General features: G+C 36.2%; 17 protein-coding genes and 3 pseudogenes. 8 read left to right on the top strand and 12 right to left on the bottom strand.

Features of this window, described 5'->3' with window-relative positions; all coding sequences use genetic code 11:
- Window positions 1–4 precede the first annotated feature (4 nt).
- Window positions 5–391, top strand: coding sequence for a hypothetical protein (locus ACLGE8_RS17100; RefSeq protein ID WP_063923268.1), 387 nt, complete (start codon window positions 5–7; stop codon window positions 389–391).
- A 96-nt stretch (window positions 392–487) separates the two neighbouring features.
- Window positions 488–916 (top strand): hypothetical protein, encoded by a 429-nt coding sequence (locus ACLGE8_RS17095; RefSeq protein ID WP_063923269.1) that lies wholly within the window; start codon window positions 488–490, stop codon window positions 914–916.
- 49 nt (window positions 917–965) lie between these two features.
- Here the strand turns inward: ACLGE8_RS17095 and ACLGE8_RS17090 are convergent, their stop codons facing one another.
- The 5 genes from ACLGE8_RS17090 to ACLGE8_RS17070 form a co-directional block, all read right to left on the bottom strand.
- Complete coding sequence (locus ACLGE8_RS17090) at window positions 966–1,280, bottom strand: hypothetical protein (RefSeq protein WP_003845909.1); 315 nt, start codon at window positions 1,278–1,280, stop codon at window positions 966–968.
- 17 nt (window positions 1,281–1,297) lie between these two features.
- Window positions 1,298–1,684: a hypothetical protein gene (locus tag ACLGE8_RS17085; protein WP_003845907.1), complete on the bottom strand. Its 387-nt coding sequence runs from the start codon at window positions 1,682–1,684 to the stop codon at window positions 1,298–1,300.
- A gap of 41 nt (window positions 1,685–1,725) precedes the next feature.
- On the bottom strand, window positions 1,726–1,998 hold the full coding sequence (locus ACLGE8_RS17080; RefSeq protein WP_000787429.1) for a hypothetical protein: 273 nt from the start codon (window positions 1,996–1,998) through the stop codon (window positions 1,726–1,728).
- Window positions 1,999–2,221: 223 nt separating this feature from the next.
- Window positions 2,222–3,439, bottom strand: coding sequence for a relaxase/mobilization nuclease domain-containing protein (locus ACLGE8_RS17075; protein WP_411000042.1), 1,218 nt, complete (start codon window positions 3,437–3,439; stop codon window positions 2,222–2,224).
- Entirely contained in the window at window positions 3,408–3,821 is a 414-nt protein-coding gene (locus ACLGE8_RS17070; RefSeq protein ID WP_395281106.1) for a hypothetical protein, read from the bottom strand. The genes ACLGE8_RS17075 and ACLGE8_RS17070 overlap by 32 nt, the downstream gene beginning before the upstream one ends.
- A gap of 147 nt (window positions 3,822–3,968) precedes the next feature.
- Here ACLGE8_RS17070 and ACLGE8_RS17065 point away from each other — a divergent pair, with 147 nt between their 5' ends.
- The 3 genes from ACLGE8_RS17065 (at window position 3,969) to ACLGE8_RS17055 (ending at window position 5,851) form a co-directional block, all read left to right on the top strand.
- Window positions 3,969–4,541 (top strand): hypothetical protein, encoded by a 573-nt coding sequence (locus ACLGE8_RS17065; RefSeq protein ID WP_411000041.1) that lies wholly within the window; start codon window positions 3,969–3,971, stop codon window positions 4,539–4,541.
- A 9-nt stretch (window positions 4,542–4,550) separates the two neighbouring features.
- Complete coding sequence (locus ACLGE8_RS17060) at window positions 4,551–5,444, top strand: Kiwa anti-phage protein KwaB-like domain-containing protein (protein WP_001676873.1); 894 nt, start codon at window positions 4,551–4,553, stop codon at window positions 5,442–5,444.
- A 149-nt stretch (window positions 5,445–5,593) separates the two neighbouring features.
- The gene (locus tag ACLGE8_RS17055) at window positions 5,594–5,851 is read left to right on the top strand and encodes a hypothetical protein (RefSeq protein WP_395281100.1); all 258 of its coding nucleotides are present in this window, start codon (window positions 5,594–5,596) and stop codon (window positions 5,849–5,851) included.
- A 4-nt stretch (window positions 5,852–5,855) separates the two neighbouring features.
- On the opposite strand, the gene ACLGE8_RS17050 is transcribed toward ACLGE8_RS17055, so the two are convergent.
- A complete protein-coding gene (locus tag ACLGE8_RS17050; RefSeq protein WP_395281098.1) occupies window positions 5,856–6,263 on the bottom strand; it encodes a hypothetical protein in 408 nt (135 codons plus the stop codon).
- A gap of 539 nt (window positions 6,264–6,802) precedes the next feature.
- Between ACLGE8_RS17050 and ACLGE8_RS17045 the strand changes: the two genes are divergently transcribed.
- From ACLGE8_RS17045 to ACLGE8_RS17035, 3 genes are read left to right on the top strand one after another with little or no spacing between them, the layout of a single operon-like run.
- Window positions 6,803–7,705: a sce7726 family protein gene (locus tag ACLGE8_RS17045; RefSeq protein ID WP_395281096.1), complete on the top strand. Its 903-nt coding sequence runs from the start codon at window positions 6,803–6,805 to the stop codon at window positions 7,703–7,705.
- Window positions 7,706–7,711: 6 nt separating this feature from the next.
- Window positions 7,712–8,644 (top strand): sce7725 family protein, encoded by a 933-nt coding sequence (locus tag ACLGE8_RS17040; protein WP_395281094.1) that lies wholly within the window; start codon window positions 7,712–7,714, stop codon window positions 8,642–8,644.
- 1 nt (window position 8,645) lies between these two features.
- On the top strand, window positions 8,646–9,671 hold the full coding sequence (locus ACLGE8_RS17035) for an RES domain-containing protein (protein ID WP_041162818.1): 1,026 nt from the start codon (window positions 8,646–8,648) through the stop codon (window positions 9,669–9,671).
- Between the two features lie 130 nt (window positions 9,672–9,801).
- Here the strand turns inward: ACLGE8_RS17035 and ACLGE8_RS17030 are convergent.
- From ACLGE8_RS17030 to ACLGE8_RS17005, 6 genes and pseudogenes are all read right to left on the bottom strand, one after another.
- Window positions 9,802–10,026: pseudogene (locus tag ACLGE8_RS17030) on the bottom strand (integrase); the annotation flags it as partial.
- Window positions 10,027–10,141: 115 nt separating this feature from the next.
- Window positions 10,142–11,038, bottom strand: coding sequence for a ParB/RepB/Spo0J family partition protein (locus ACLGE8_RS17025; RefSeq protein ID WP_395281091.1), 897 nt, complete (start codon window positions 11,036–11,038; stop codon window positions 10,142–10,144).
- Window positions 11,035–11,931: a ParB/RepB/Spo0J family partition protein gene (locus ACLGE8_RS17020; protein ID WP_096147309.1), complete on the bottom strand. Its 897-nt coding sequence runs from the start codon at window positions 11,929–11,931 to the stop codon at window positions 11,035–11,037. The genes ACLGE8_RS17025 and ACLGE8_RS17020 overlap by 4 nt, the downstream gene beginning before the upstream one ends.
- Complete coding sequence (locus ACLGE8_RS17015) at window positions 11,921–13,477, bottom strand: recombinase family protein (protein ID WP_395281089.1); 1,557 nt, start codon at window positions 13,475–13,477, stop codon at window positions 11,921–11,923. The genes ACLGE8_RS17020 and ACLGE8_RS17015 overlap by 11 nt, the downstream gene beginning before the upstream one ends.
- 281 nt (window positions 13,478–13,758) lie before the next feature.
- Window positions 13,759–14,337 (bottom strand): annotated as a pseudogene (locus ACLGE8_RS17010) (tyrosine-type recombinase/integrase); the annotation flags it as partial.
- Between the two features lie 13 nt (window positions 14,338–14,350).
- A pseudogene (locus ACLGE8_RS17005) lies at window positions 14,351–14,428 on the bottom strand (integrase); the annotation flags it as partial.

Genomic DNA, 14,428 nt, shown 5'->3' with positions numbered 1-14,428 from the left:
ACATATGGCAAAACATTTAAACAGGAGTGAAATAAAAACAATTACAAATATTATACTGACTTGGGACGGTAAAATCACATGGAGTGATTTATGTGAATCAGTTTATAAGAATCTAAACAGAACTATCACAAGGCAATCTTTAAGTGCTCATGATGAAGTTGTTGAAGCATATAGAACAAAGAAAAACTTATCCAATTTGAAAAAATCTGGTCTTAAGAAACCAGCTAACTTAACTATTGCGGCACAACAAATAATAAATCTTAAAGCTGAAAATGAAATGTTGAAAAAACAGAACAATAGATACAAAGAGCAGTTTAGCTATTGGCAGTATAATGCTTATAGACATGGCCTCACTATGGAACAATTGAATAGACCATTTAATAAAAAATAGCAATTGATAGTTTGCACCTATTGACAAGTTAAATAAATGCGATAAATATAAACATATGGTCAGGAAGACTATTTCAATTATGCAAGGATGCATTTTATGGACAAAAAAATCATCAATCCAGAGTTTACTCTGGAAGAGCAACTTATCATTATAATTGATAAATATATATCAAAACGATATCAGCCACATGATAAAAGTTTCTCATACCAGCTTTACTTAATTTTTGTGGGCTATCATTTAAAATATTTCTACCCTAAAAGGATTTATTCCAAATCCAATCGTAATATTGATAACATAATGGCTATGTTTAGCTCAGTTTACAAAAGTCTGACAAGCAATCTTTTACAACGATTAAATAACAAAGAAGGCGTTATTAGGGAACTAAACTCGCTTGTTAATTACATAGATAACAATCAAGAAAAAGCAGAGGAAATCTATGCTATTGTCAGGGCACAATATGAAGTTAAGGTTATCGAGAACGAGCTAACCCATGAAGCAGTTCGCATAAGAACCTTCAGATTATAGGTAATAAAAAGCCCCTAAACAGGGGCAAAAAGACTTCTTTATATAGCTACTACTGAACTTCTTTCCAGACACCATCAGCTTTCACAAGCTTAACAGGCTTTGTTTGTTTCATGTGGCTGATAGAAGCATCGACAATGCAGTTGTAAACATTGTTTGCTTCTTCTGTGCAACTTAGTTTCTTAACATAATCTATTCTTAAAAGATCTTTTTCGGGAATACTTGAGTTCAGAGCTTTCATACTTGCATTTGATCTATCTACAACATTTTTGAAAGCATTGTATATATCGTCTTGCGATGGTTCACTGTTACATGCAGTTAGAAGACATGTAGTAAGGATAACTGTAAGTATTGAGTATATTTTCATTTTATTTCCAGAAATAATTAATTAAGAACGCCCGTTTTGGTGTTGTTATTGTCAGTGGAGAACGTCCATTTGTTGACAACTTCGCCTTTAAAATCTATTTCAAGAGTTTTAGACTGAGTCTGCGAACCGCCAGTAAACAGCCCTACAACTGGAATGAAAGTTGTTGCATTGAACTGATTGTTATACATAAAGTATCTCCACTGCTCATTTCCGTCATCGAGTGTGGTTCTTGTATCAGGCTCACCTAATTTAGTGAGTAATTCCGTCTTAGTTGTTTTGTTTTTAATGATCTTTGATTGGAGGCTTTGAGGTGTTTCGTTTTTAAGGTTCTGGTTCCCTGATGTTGAACAGCCAGAAAGCAGGAAGACAATAATAAAAAAAGATGACTTTATAAATCGGTTCATTTACTTTCTCATTTTAGGTTTGCGGTTGTGTGAAATTAATTTCACCGTATAAAAACAACTCTGTCTGCATACGTTTTTTTAATTTTATAGATAAGAATAATGATGCTTACGAAAAACGTAATGACTGATACAAGAGTGCTGCCAGTCCACGAAAATGCTAACCACGCGAGACCAAATGCAACGAATTGAAACAGGAATGCCACACTGAGCGGGCTTTCACCGTAAGCGATCTTTGCATGGCAGCCTTTACAAATCCGCACACCGTGAGGACTTTGTGTAAAGCAGAACGGGCACTTTATTGTTTCGTTTTTCATAGCAACCCCAGGGTGGAAGATTTACTGCGTGTTTGTAGGGATTCTCGATGACCGACTCGCTTTAGTAAAATTGCTTGTACCGATCAATGATTGTTACTTGATAGGTATGGTCTATCATAACTAGATTATTGATCTGTAATAACGATCAATATTTTCTTGACTAAACACAAATTTATTACTGGGGAATTGAGTTAGGTTACGAAAGGTGTTTGCAACTAGCTGTCTATAAACGAATTTTTCTTTTCCGACTGAGATGCTGAGTTGCATAGACTTTTGAGAATCTTGCCGGGTTGTTGTGAAGAATGCTCTTACCGTAGCTTCGGAGAAGCTCTATGAGCCGTTGTAAAAAGGGAAGCCAGCTACTAAGCCTGAGATGCTTTAGCTGTTGTACTGCATTCTTTTGAAGAATCTTTTCTACAATTTCGTTCCGTTTGTCTTCTCTGAGCCGTAATTCCAGTTCGGCAATTTTTTCACTTATGCTTTCCCTTGGAATATCCGCTGTTGCAACATCTTTTGCAGGAGCAGGAGCAGGAGCAGGAGCAGGAGCAGGAGCAGGAGCAGGAGCAGGAGCAGGAGCAGGAGCAGGAGCAGGAGCAGGAGCAGGAGCAGGAGGGGATTCTATTGCCGGTATGTCGGTTCGCAGTGCTTCTAAGTGGTCGGGGATATAGTTAAGACGGTTACTCAGATTTGCCCAACTGTAGCTCTTACCCAATTGCGAAGCTTTGAAGGCTATATCGCGGTAAGAGAAAGAGAAGCCGTTCATTTTGCCTGTGCTGGCTACATTCGCCGTCCAAGATACCTCAGCTTCTTCCAGCCTCTTGATAAAAGTTAAAAGGTCAGGTGTATCTGCCAAACTTTTATCTATGATCTGTTGAAGGGACTTCTTGGGGCAGGGAACACCAGTCCGAGCCGATAGCATCTGTTCGTTGCGAGAGATTTTTTTCCGCTTCGGTTGCTTTGGTGCAATCGCAGGAGCAGTCTTGGTAACTGTCAGGTTATGATCGATTTCGAGTTCACTAATAATCCGGGTGCTGATGAGATTTTCATTCCTACCCAAGTACAGCTTCCCACTGGCTATGTCGATTCTGCTGGCGATAATGTGTATATGCTGGCCTTCGTCGTCATGTAAGACATAGCAACGGAGATGGGTATCACTGAATCCCATTCGTTTCATATAGTCATCTGCGATACTAGACCACTGTTCATTCGTTAGTGATTCACCGTTGGGTAAGCGAAGCGAGTTGTGCCAAACTGATTTTGCGACATCCTGGCGAAGATGCTTGGTGTTATCGAATTCAGCGATCAGTTCAAGGGCTGAATCACCTAACATGTTCCCGCCAATGATGATGGGATCACTTTTATGATGTGCTCCCGGTTTCAATGCATATTGAACGACACCAGCGAAGCTCTTACCCCTTTTGATCTTCTGCATACCCTTCATCGGGTTTGCTCCATATGTCAGCATTTAGCAGGTGCTGGCGAAGCTGTACAATTTGTCTTCTGACTGCAAACAATTCTGTATTCGTAAGCTTGCTGTCTTTGCTCTTACCATCGATATGGATCGCAATTCGATTTAGCTTTTGCGATATGTCTGACAACATTTTCCAAGCTTCAACATTTACTAACGGGATGTCGGTTGGAGTGTGATTTAAAAAGGTTAATCTTAACCACTCCCCTTTTTTATGCTTGCCCCTTCTGTTGTTTAAAAGCTCTAGCTCTGCCTGATTCAAACGCACACTGATACAATAATGGCGTAACAACCTTAGATTTTTATCTTTCCTAAATCGATCACGATGCTGATCGTCATGTTTAGATTTTTCCATAGCATTTCCTTATGCAAAAAAATGGTGAATCTGATTAACTTATTGATTATGATGATAAAATACATCTACCAAATGAATTGTGTTTGTCAATCTGAACTTTATAATATGTATTGAGTTCGATGAAATTTAGCACTAAAGCTGATCGCTATGACCACGGACTTCATGTATACTGGTTTTTTATACAGTTATGGTGGGTGGTGTATGCTTAATGGATTTGCTCGCTATGCTTTGACTGCTAGTTCGGTTGCCCCAGTTTGCCTGACATTGGCATTCTTAGCTTATATTAATGATAATTATAAGATTCTTGTTTCCTCAATTCTTTTGGCTGTCGTAAGTGTGGTTTTTTGTGTCTTTATAATCAAGCAAGCACAAAAATATAATCCGGTCACATTGAAAAACTTAGAATCGGCATCTCCGGCAGATAAGGAAATAACCAACTATTTCTTGACTTACTTATTTCCACTTATATCTGGGCCGACCACTTTTATGGATTGGCGATTAGCCCTGTTTTTTTATTTAAGTCTTTTCTTCTACATAAAGCACTCGTCTTCGTATAGTTTCAATCCAATTTTGTCTATCATATTTGGATTCAAGTTTTATGAAGCCGAAGATGACACTGGGGTGAGTTTTGTTCTTTTGTCAACAAAACCTCTTACCAATGCGAAGATCAACGGTTTGAGGGTAAAGAAGCTTACTGAACATACCTATATGATTGTATAAGGATATTATATGGAACTTTTTGCGATTACAGACAGCGAAATACCGACTAGAATAATTAAGATTGACATAGATGCTCCCGCACAAACGGTAGTAGAAAATCTATTTAGAACTCAGAGGAGTGAGTTTATAAATGAAGATATCGAAGAAATAGAGTTTTGTGCATCTTATAATGTTCAGGATGGTGAGATATTTTCCATCAATCCATTTGATGACGAAATAGGCATTATTAATGCAATCGAACGGCCTGATGCTGTTCCAGTTTGGGACCCCGATGATGTGTCAGTTCATTATTTCAAAGCGTTATTTACGGGTGAGCCAGCTTCGAATGGTAATCCTACTCAAGTTTGGCTTCAATGTTTCGATAGACGACAAATAATTAATAATGAAAAATCCTTTTTCCAAGTAGTAACTCAGCCTGGAAATAGATTCTCAGTGTCCACTCGTCCTGGTTTTTCGCTTAGTGATCGATTAACTGCTATTCTTGTGGGTGATAAATTATTGTTCAAGAGTTTCTTTATGCTCCGGCGATTTTTTAACATGGAAGAGTATTTTAATGAAGCTACTAGAGAGGATTTAGATAACTTTATCGGTAATGATATATTTCATGTGGAAAATGCTGAAGATTTTATGATGTTTGCAGATTCTGCAATTAAAAAGAAAGTATCTTTGATAATAAGTTCTGGAATACTCAACGATCAGCCTATTGAAAATCTAATTGAGTGTGCCCAGAAGATTGGATATCAATTAGGTATAACTAATGTGAATGGTGATAATAAAATCACTATGCCAAACTCTAAAAGAGAAGTGAAGCAACTATTATATTTCCTTGATCAGGGCTACTTCAATTCAATAATAACAAATGAGTTAATGTTGACGAATTCGAAGCGACCAATAAGAATTTGATATTTTGCTTTCCTTTACTAATCGAAGAGCAAGTAAAGCAAGACTACTCAGCTTCGCTGAGTTAGCTCTTGCTTATTTAAACAGTATTGCTCTATTGACAAGTCTGAATTTATATAATATTTAATTATTAATTTTAATAAGGAGTGATTATGAATAATATGACAAATATATATGAAGGTTTTTTTTCTCAGCCGGGAAGAATAAACAGTATTGAAAAAAAGAGGATAATAACAGAAAAAGGGATTCTAATTAGCTTCTATGAAGCACAGGTTGAATACCCTAATGGTGACATAAGCAGTCATATATATTATCCTGACAAACAAATCAAAGACATTTTAAATGTCTGGATTGTATTCGACTGCTTTATAAGTAATGATATAAAATATATCATGCATATATATCAATAATGTTTTATGGCTTACGCTTCTTCGCTAAGGTATTGCTACCATTATTTTTAAATTCATTATTTAAAAAGTGTTTTTCTGCAATGGTAAATAATGTTTTAGAAAGAGAATGCGTATTATGATTTTTATCGTATTCTGCTAAAAAAATTGATGTATTTTCGTTTAGACTGATTGTGTCTTTAACAAATATGTCATACTTAAATTTTAAAACATCACTTTTTTCAGTTTGTTTTTTTTGGGTTTCTTTCGCCTTTTCACCAACAATATATTTTTGAGCATCACTGATAGAAGCGTGTGACTGAAAATTAGTACCACTATCAGGGTTAAAAGTAATATAAATATTTTCATATGCTGTTGTATCAGAAATCGTTGAATCTTTATAAATGAAGATTTCAGCTATAACTAATGAATACATAATTCTATCCTCAATAATGATTATTTTTTTATATACCACAATAGTTCATTGAGGTCATTTTTTTTTACAATGATATGACAAACCTTCATGTTGACCAAGGGGAAGATAGTATCCAGTAGTTGAGATTTATATAACTTTAACGCATATAAAATTAATTATTATCCATTAAAAGTATAACTACTTTTGATAAAATATACTATGTCTGCCACCAAAATTCGTGTTTTACCTCATGTTAAAGTAAACATTATAGTATGCAGTCATAATCGTATGCAGTCATAAAATCGCCTCTTTCAGTGTTTTTTATCGTTTGTGATCAATAGATTGTGTTAGATCTCACAAACAAAATTATTGCAGACTACTAGAATTGGTGCATACAGTTAGGCTATCGACTTTTCTATGCAGGACACTGCTTGTTTGGTAACCTAAGGTGGAGATTTTTTTATAGCTTTCCTACACTGATGAACGACTTTTATGTGGGTTTTGCTAAGGATTTTGACAGTAACCAACAAGATCCTGAACGATGGACTATGTGATTCACCATGATGAGAAGTAACGATCTTAACTCTTTTCAATTGACTGCTTTAAGTAGACTTTTTTCCGCTTCCGTCTTTAGTGAGATAGCGAAAAAAGGACAGTCTCCTATGTTTGCTCGCTCTCTCCGAGAGACCGAGCTTTTCGACCATGCAGATACACTTGGGATTACCGTTGGTGAAGCCTTCAATGAGGCATTTGCCTTACTCAGACAAACAGGTTTGCGAAATGAGTATGTTTATCGTTCTGCACTTACACACAATCTTTTGCTTGGGAAACATTCATTAAGAACAGCCTGTATGCTTAATGAATTCAGAATCGGCTCTTGCAAAGCTGATCTCATCATTCTGAACGGAACTGGAACGGTTTACGAAATAAAATCCGAAAGGGATTCCTTAAGCCGTCTACATAACCAAATAACAAACTACCGTAAAGCATTTGGGAAAATCTATGTAATAGCAGGTTCAGAACATATAGATGATGTGCTGAAAACAACTGAATCTACCATTGGGGTATTGAGTTTAACCCGATGGAATCGAATTTCTACTATAAGAGAAGCTGAAGAAGTCTTAGACTTTTTATGCCCTGTAACAATCTTTGAGTCATTAAGAATTAATGAAGCGAAAATTATTGCTTCCGAGTTAGGTATAAAAATCCCCGACTTACCGAATACCCAAATGCATGGTTTCTTAAAAGAAGAATTTAGTGGCCTACCTCCTGTTCCTGTATATAATTTAATGCTAAAAACTTTAAAGGAAAGCAGAAGTTTACTTTCTTTAAGAGAGTTGATTCTTAACTTACCAAAGTCTTTACAACCAGCGGCACTTTCTATTCAGCTTCGCTCTAAGGATCATGAGCGATTAATCAATACTATGCAGCTTCCTCTTGATGAGGCATTGTTATGGGAGTAACAAACTATGTATTACCCTTATTTTCGTGGGAAACAATTTGAACTGTTAGCTATTAGAGACACTGCTAATGTAATGGCTGAGGCAGGTTTTACTCCAATTATAGAGCCTGTGAGAGAGGCTCTCAATGGTCTTGAGCGAACACTGAAAACAATAAAAGAAAATAATGGTAAGGCTATTGTCATCATTAATCCGGCATGTGGTGATCACTCTTCGGATGGACAAAGTATAGCTCAATTATTAAAAAATGAATTTAGTAATTATAAAAATATTTCTGTAGGAATACTTCTTGATAAGAGTATGACTATTGCTAAGGTTGATAATCTCCTTCATTCAGATCTCGTTCATGAAGTCACCTTTATCCATGCTGGGTTTGATGAGCCAAAAGCTTTACATGAAAGATTTGGGGATGGATACAAACATGTATTTATTTCAAACTATTGTTCTAAAGCTTATCGAAAACATTTTGCGGGTTCAGTAAGAGTTTTAATTAAAGATGGCTTTGAAAAAAGACGAAATGCTGATCATCCCGATTCTGAGTTCTTTTCAGATCTTCATCTTAACTATGAAGAAGAGGGTATGAATGGTTTTGGTGATTTCTTAATTGTTGGTGATGAATTTAGTGAGTCCGGTGGCCCTGCGTATGCTGTTGCTATTCATCTAACTTACATTAATACGAAGCATGAAGATGAAATGTACATCTATCATTTTGTTTCGACAACACGTGATACACCGACAGACCCAGCAGGTAAGTTCGCACAGTCCCTTGATAAATTAATGGCTGCTTTAAATACAGGCAAATCCATGTTGCTTGAAACGTCGGCTATCAAAGAATTTAGACGATTATATAATCCAAGCCACTTCCCTGGTTTGGGCACAGTTAAAAAATTGTCTATGATTCACCATATAGAAACCCTAGCCGATTTCATGGATGGTAAATAATATGATCAAGTACTGCTGTGCGAGCTGTTTTGGGGATAATGGTTTAAAGAAAAATATCATACCTTCACTTTCCCCAGATTTTGGCGATTGTTCGTATTGTGGTACCAAAGGTATTGAGATTATTGAGCCTCATGCTTTATTTGATCACTTTAGTTCATTGATAAACATCTACGAAAATCATCAGGATGGTAAGAGTCTAGTTGCACATTTGAAAGAGGATTGGAAGCTATTTTCACATCCTCTTTTAGATGAGGCTCATGCCAAAGAGTTATTAGGTGATATACTTGATGATGGAAATATTGTTAGAAAAACCTTCGTACTTTCTGATGATTATAAGAGTGAATCTCTCGCATTATGGGATCATCTTTGTCAGGAACTCATGTATGAAAATAGATATTTTCTCAATAAATCACTTGATACAGATAGGCTTGGCGAGTTATTAAGTTTCCTTGCTTTAGATGATTTTTCTAAAACATGGTATCGAGCCCGTATTTATGCAGATGATGCTGCTTTTACGATAGACAAAATGGGGGCTCCCCCCAAGAGATTAGTTAGTCATGGGAGAGCAAATCCTACTGGTATACCTTATTTATATCTTGGATCTAAACCAGATACAGCTTTGTCTGAAATTCGACCTCATACAGGTGACAGAGCTTGTGTCGCAGAGTTTACGCTAAAAGATAACCTGACTCTAATAGACCTAAGAAACCCTCGCGAAACCGTTTCACCATTTTTATTAACTGATCCAGGTGAAATGGGTAAAATGCTTGCAGATATACCTTTTCTTGAACGACTTGGTTATGAACTAACAAGACCTGTATTACCTAAAAGTGCAGCCCTTGATTATATTCCAAGCCAATATATATGCGAATTTATTAAGAAAACTGGCTTTCATGGAGTACTTTATAGTAGTTCTGTAAGTGAAGGAATCAATCTAGCTCTTTTTGAGCCGTTAAATGCGACTGGAGGAAATGTAAGTATTTATGATATAGATAAAGTCGAAGTTAGTGTAAGTAAACAAAATTAATATACTCTTTGTTCGATTATCACCAGTCGGGACTGATAGTATCATCGACAATGTGGGTCGCATTAATTACTAAAGATCAAAAGGATTGTTGCGATGTTCGAGTCCGGCCTTTGCTATTATTTTTGCGTAATTAGGCTGCAATAGCTTTTAGCCTTTGAGCTTGCACATAATCACTCCACCACTGCATGAGAATCACTCGTTCTGCCAGATATTCCGGGCGATTGTAAGCTGCAATTATTTCATCTTTCTTTGAGTGGGCAAGGGCCGCTTCTAAGACACCAGTCCTGGACTTACCAGATTCGTCTGTCGCCGTTCTCGCAATAGATCTCATTCTGTTAACCATAAGTTCACCTCCTTAAATTGTTTGAATGATTACGGCTTATACTGCCTACTTATGCTAATATCTAAGAGAAGCCATTATGGTTGTGTAAGTATACTTCTTGGTTTATTTCGGATATATAAAACCATACCTATGACTGGCTGTTTTCAGCAAGAGTCTTATCATCTAAAGAATTTATTTTCGAAATTCTTTTTAACTCATTAAGATAATCAACTTCGTTTTCCAAGAACCAATGAAGAACTTTAGAGTTACCAAGTAATTTATTAATATATGACTGGATTATCACGAATTTCAACATATCTGAACCATACTCGGTTTGAAGCTTTTTTGTTTCTTCCGAAGTTGTTGCCATTTCCTGTTCCAGACGAAGTATGGTTTTTTTTATGTCCTTTTTATAGGAAGTGTTTTTCCCTTTATTTACTATCATCGATGCCGGTGTAGCATCCAAGATGCTCATTGCAAATTTTTTACTATAATTATCAAAATTAATCATTGTACCGACAGCTTCAATTTGACGAATTGGCTTCATTTTCCTCAAAACATCAAATGTAGCCTTAGGTATAGGTTTATCAGAAAGTTTCGCAATTACACTTGGATCTATACCGTTCATCACATTAGCTTTATCTTTTATAGCATCAATAGATATTCCCAAAGCAGCACTAAGTTTTTCAATTGAAACTTTTGCTAAGGACTTGATTATCATTCTATGTTCTTCAACTACATTTATATGATTGACTTGTTTGTTAGGAGTGAACGCATCATCTATGCTCGAAAGTATACATGGAGCTTTTTCTATGCCTAAGTCTTTTAAAGCCTCAACCCTCAAATGGCCATCGAGTATCTTAATGGCATCTTTATCTTTGTCATAGAACACTATTATTGGTTCAATAATACCTAAGCTTTCAATAGAGGTAACTATTTGATGATATTTATGACTTAGCTTTACATTTTCTAACAATTCCTTAGAGGGAACTAACTTGTTTGTTTCTAAATAAATAAAGTTGTCGCCAAAACGTATCTGAATCATTTTGATGCCTCTTTGTTTATTGGATTTAGGATCTGAGATGGCAGTTCTGAAAGATTCTCTTGTTCAAGTATATTTTGAAAGCTTTTATTCATCATTATGATGTTAAATATCTCATTTACAATCAGCAAATTAGTTTTTATAAATTTAGAGTTGTTATAAACAGATTTATGTTCAGCGATACTATTTTCATAAAGCTCAATTAACTCCTCAGCAGTCATTCTTTTTGATGGTTTGTGATAATAAAACCCGGCTGCTTTTGCACCTTTATTCCCAATTGTTCTCTGATTTAGAATGTGTTTTATCTTTATAATGTCTCGGCTTTTTATTAATTTTTTATCATATGCTTCGGTAAGAATATCTTGTGCTTCTTCAGTTTCACATCTTGCAAATTGCACTGCGAGATACAGAGGCAAATTCCCCCGTTCGACTGCAGAGAGAAGTTTATGCTCTCCCTTATCAAGAAGCATATTTATACTGCTCACCCAGTTCGATGAATACCCAGTAATCTCACTTATTTCGGAGTCTGAAAGTCCTCTGTGTTTCATATCTTTTATTACCTGTAATAACTCATTGGAACGTGGTCTCCTCCTTGCAATGTTTTCAACCAAACTCATAACGTAAGCATCTTCTTCTGATACATCTCTTATAATTGCTGGAATAATGGTTTCACCTAATGCAACGAGAGCCTCTATTCTCCCTTGACCACAAATTAAAGCATATTTGAAATCGTCTTCATCAATCGCTCTTACGCTTATAGGCTTGCTTAATCCTCTTTTTTTTATGCTTTCCTTAATTTCTTCATGAACTACCTTATTTCTAGTCCGTGGGTTAAGGAATTTTATTTTTGCAATCTCAATTTGAATTATTGGGAATTCATTTGTTTCAGGCAGCATATAGTTCCCTCACTTTCATGCGAGTAATAATTTGTAGAAGTTTATCCAGATTATCAAATCTATAGAGATCTAATCGAATGTTGTTTGTTTCCGTCATGCACATTTTACTATATTCGTTTTCTATCTTTGGTATGATATAAAAATCAAGAGGCGAAATATTTTGTGAATCCATTCGTATAACAATTGTTATGTCTGCTTTTTGTGAGTTATCAAACCGGACCTTCCATCTAAGTTTACCTGATTTCATATGTATGCATTTAGTAATAAGGACGGAAATTAAAAGCTCATCATTGATGTAAAGCATTGGGGCATATTTATATTCGTCTATATAGCAGTTACTTTTTAATATTCTCCCCTTAAAATCCTCAATTATACCTGAGTAAAATGATCTTAGTGCTTCATTTATTTGGAGATAGCTGTAATCATGTTCTGGCTTATAACCAATCAAAGTATATGCTCTTAAAAGACCACCAAATCGGGTTCTGTAAACAGAAGATGAAGGGCCTGTATCATCTTCATCAATGATAAATCCTGATAGTTTTCCCTTAGATTCCAATTTTTGTTTTAGCTTTTCTAAAAGCTCTTCATTAGTCAAATGTATGGATCGGAGCTGAATTATATCTTGAGCTTTATTATATTTTTTCTTTGAAATAATGGGTTTATATGCTTTGTCACATCTAACCCATTCATGTTTGGGGTTTTTTACAAGTCTACTTTTTAGTTTAGATGAGGTTTTGTTATATATATTGTTCCCAATATATTTTTCATTTGTCAAGATTTGATGTATTTTTGCACGAGTCCATAATGTTCCATTTTCCGCAGGTATATTCTGTTCATTTAATCTCTCAGCAATAATGAATTCTGGTACGTTATAATCTATAAAGAGATCATAGATTCTATTTACAATTTTTATCTCACTTTTTGGTCCCGGAATTAATATTACTCTATCTGTTTGAATACTCTTTCTTTTGCGGAAACTCAATATTTCTTTGGCTATGCCATTTTCGTCAACTAAAAGACGTCTCAGCCCATAACCAGCCATGCCGCCTTGATGATAACCAAGCTTTATTAAATTTACTTGTCCTATAAATACCTTTTCAGATAAATTCCTGCTGTGATATGCAGCACTAGATCTTTTTATATTCAGTATTACAGAAGACTCTAAAGGGAAATCTTTAGTGGGTATAGGTTCAGAACAGTATATAAGGTCTACACCGTTTCTCTCAAATAGAAAGGAATAATATGCAGCTTCATCACTGTTTTGAAAACGACCAAAACGGCTCACATCATAAAATAATACAGCCTGTATATCTATTTTCTTTTGTTCTACATCACTAAGTAACTGCTGCAAAGAATGCCGGCCTACGATACTGACTCCGCTCTTACCTGCATCATCGTAGGTATAAGCGATTTCCATATTGTTCTTTTCAGCATAATCTTTGATATATTCGGACTGATTATGTAAAGAATATTGCTGATGGTCGGTAGACATCCTCAAGTACTGTGCGACTCTAACTTTATGATTTTTATCATTTTCGCTAGCCATGCACGAAACCTCATGGATGATTCAATACAGTGTAGAGGATAAAATTGATCAATTTTTAACCAAATTCAACTCTTTTATCATCGATTAGAGCGAATTTGGTAAATCTTCGAGGTGTATGATAATCGAGAAGAGATGTGATTATTTAGCTGATATGACCGACAGCTTTCGTTATGTGGACTCATGGTCCCCATTTGTAAATGGCTATGCTTAGTCCACATAGGTTAATGGTGTGATTATTAATTCTTTAACTAAATCAAGATAGTTAACCCATCATGGGAGAGTTATGCGGCAATAACTTTGCATTTTTGAGACGAAACATAGTCACTCCACCATTGCATGAGAACCACCCGTTCAGTGAGATACTCTGCACGATTGTAGGCTGCAATTATTTCATCTTTCTTCGAGTGGGCAAGGGCGGCTTCTAAGACATCAGTTCTAAACTTGCCAGACTCCTCTGCAGCCGTTCTAGCAATGGATCGCATACCGTGAGCTACAAGCTCACCTCCGAAGCCCATACGGATTATGGCCGCATTGGCTGTTTGTTCATGCATGTGATTGAGTGGAGCTTTGATACTGGGGAAAACCCACTCTCTACGCCCGCTGATGGCTTTCATTGAATCCAAGACTCGCAAAGCTTCTTTACTTAGTGGAACTTTATGAGGCTTCTTCATTTTCATGAACTCCGCCGGGATGTTCCACATTGAGTTGTCAGTATCTATATCGGCCCATCTAGTGCGAACAGCCTCACCAGGACGAACCCAAGTTAGTAACTGCCATTCAATCAGCAATCGTGTCTCCATACGGACTGAGGCGTTGTTTAACACTGTAAGGAAGCGGGGGAGTTCGGTTGGGGGCAGTGTAAGCACACCTGTTTTAGTTCCACGCACTTTTTGAGATTTCCGGTTTTTCAGCCATCAGCCGGTACTCTTCTGGCGTCAGGTTATTCAGGGA

Source organism: Kluyvera sp. 142486, from assembly GCF_046569695.1.
Taxonomy (GTDB): Bacteria; Pseudomonadota; Gammaproteobacteria; order Enterobacterales; family Enterobacteriaceae; genus Kluyvera.
The sequence above is the reverse complement of the archived record's forward strand: the minus strand, read 5'-3'. Positions and strand labels throughout refer to the sequence as shown.

Coding starts and splice junctions, on each gene's coding strand:
- ACLGE8_RS17100 (WP_063923268.1), top strand. CDS start 5: ATGGCAAAACATTTAAACAGGAGTGAAATAAAAACAATTACAAATATT.
- ACLGE8_RS17095 (WP_063923269.1), top strand. CDS start 488: ATGGACAAAAAAATCATCAATCCAGAGTTTACTCTGGAAGAGCAACTT.
- ACLGE8_RS17090 (WP_003845909.1), bottom strand. CDS start 1,280: ATGAAAATATACTCAATACTTACAGTTATCCTTACTACATGTCTTCTA.
- ACLGE8_RS17085 (WP_003845907.1), bottom strand. CDS start 1,684: ATGAACCGATTTATAAAGTCATCTTTTTTTATTATTGTCTTCCTGCTT.
- ACLGE8_RS17080 (WP_000787429.1), bottom strand. CDS start 1,998: ATGAAAAACGAAACAATAAAGTGCCCGTTCTGCTTTACACAAAGTCCT.
- ACLGE8_RS17075 (WP_411000042.1), bottom strand. CDS start 3,439: ATGAAGGGTATGCAGAAGATCAAAAGGGGTAAGAGCTTCGCTGGTGTC.
- ACLGE8_RS17070 (WP_395281106.1), bottom strand. CDS start 3,821: ATGGAAAAATCTAAACATGACGATCAGCATCGTGATCGATTTAGGAAA.
- ACLGE8_RS17065 (WP_411000041.1), top strand. CDS start 3,969: ATGACCACGGACTTCATGTATACTGGTTTTTTATACAGTTATGGTGGG.
- ACLGE8_RS17060 (WP_001676873.1), top strand. CDS start 4,551: ATGGAACTTTTTGCGATTACAGACAGCGAAATACCGACTAGAATAATT.
- ACLGE8_RS17055 (WP_395281100.1), top strand. CDS start 5,594: ATGAATAATATGACAAATATATATGAAGGTTTTTTTTCTCAGCCGGGA.
- ACLGE8_RS17050 (WP_395281098.1), bottom strand. CDS start 6,263: ATGTATTCATTAGTTATAGCTGAAATCTTCATTTATAAAGATTCAACG.
- ACLGE8_RS17045 (WP_395281096.1), top strand. CDS start 6,803: ATGATGAGAAGTAACGATCTTAACTCTTTTCAATTGACTGCTTTAAGT.
- ACLGE8_RS17040 (WP_395281094.1), top strand. CDS start 7,712: ATGTATTACCCTTATTTTCGTGGGAAACAATTTGAACTGTTAGCTATT.
- ACLGE8_RS17035 (WP_041162818.1), top strand. CDS start 8,646: ATGATCAAGTACTGCTGTGCGAGCTGTTTTGGGGATAATGGTTTAAAG.
- ACLGE8_RS17025 (WP_395281091.1), bottom strand. CDS start 11,038: ATGATTCAGATACGTTTTGGCGACAACTTTATTTATTTAGAAACAAAC.
- ACLGE8_RS17020 (WP_096147309.1), bottom strand. CDS start 11,931: ATGCTGCCTGAAACAAATGAATTCCCAATAATTCAAATTGAGATTGCA.
- ACLGE8_RS17015 (WP_395281089.1), bottom strand. CDS start 13,477: ATGGCTAGCGAAAATGATAAAAATCATAAAGTTAGAGTCGCACAGTAC.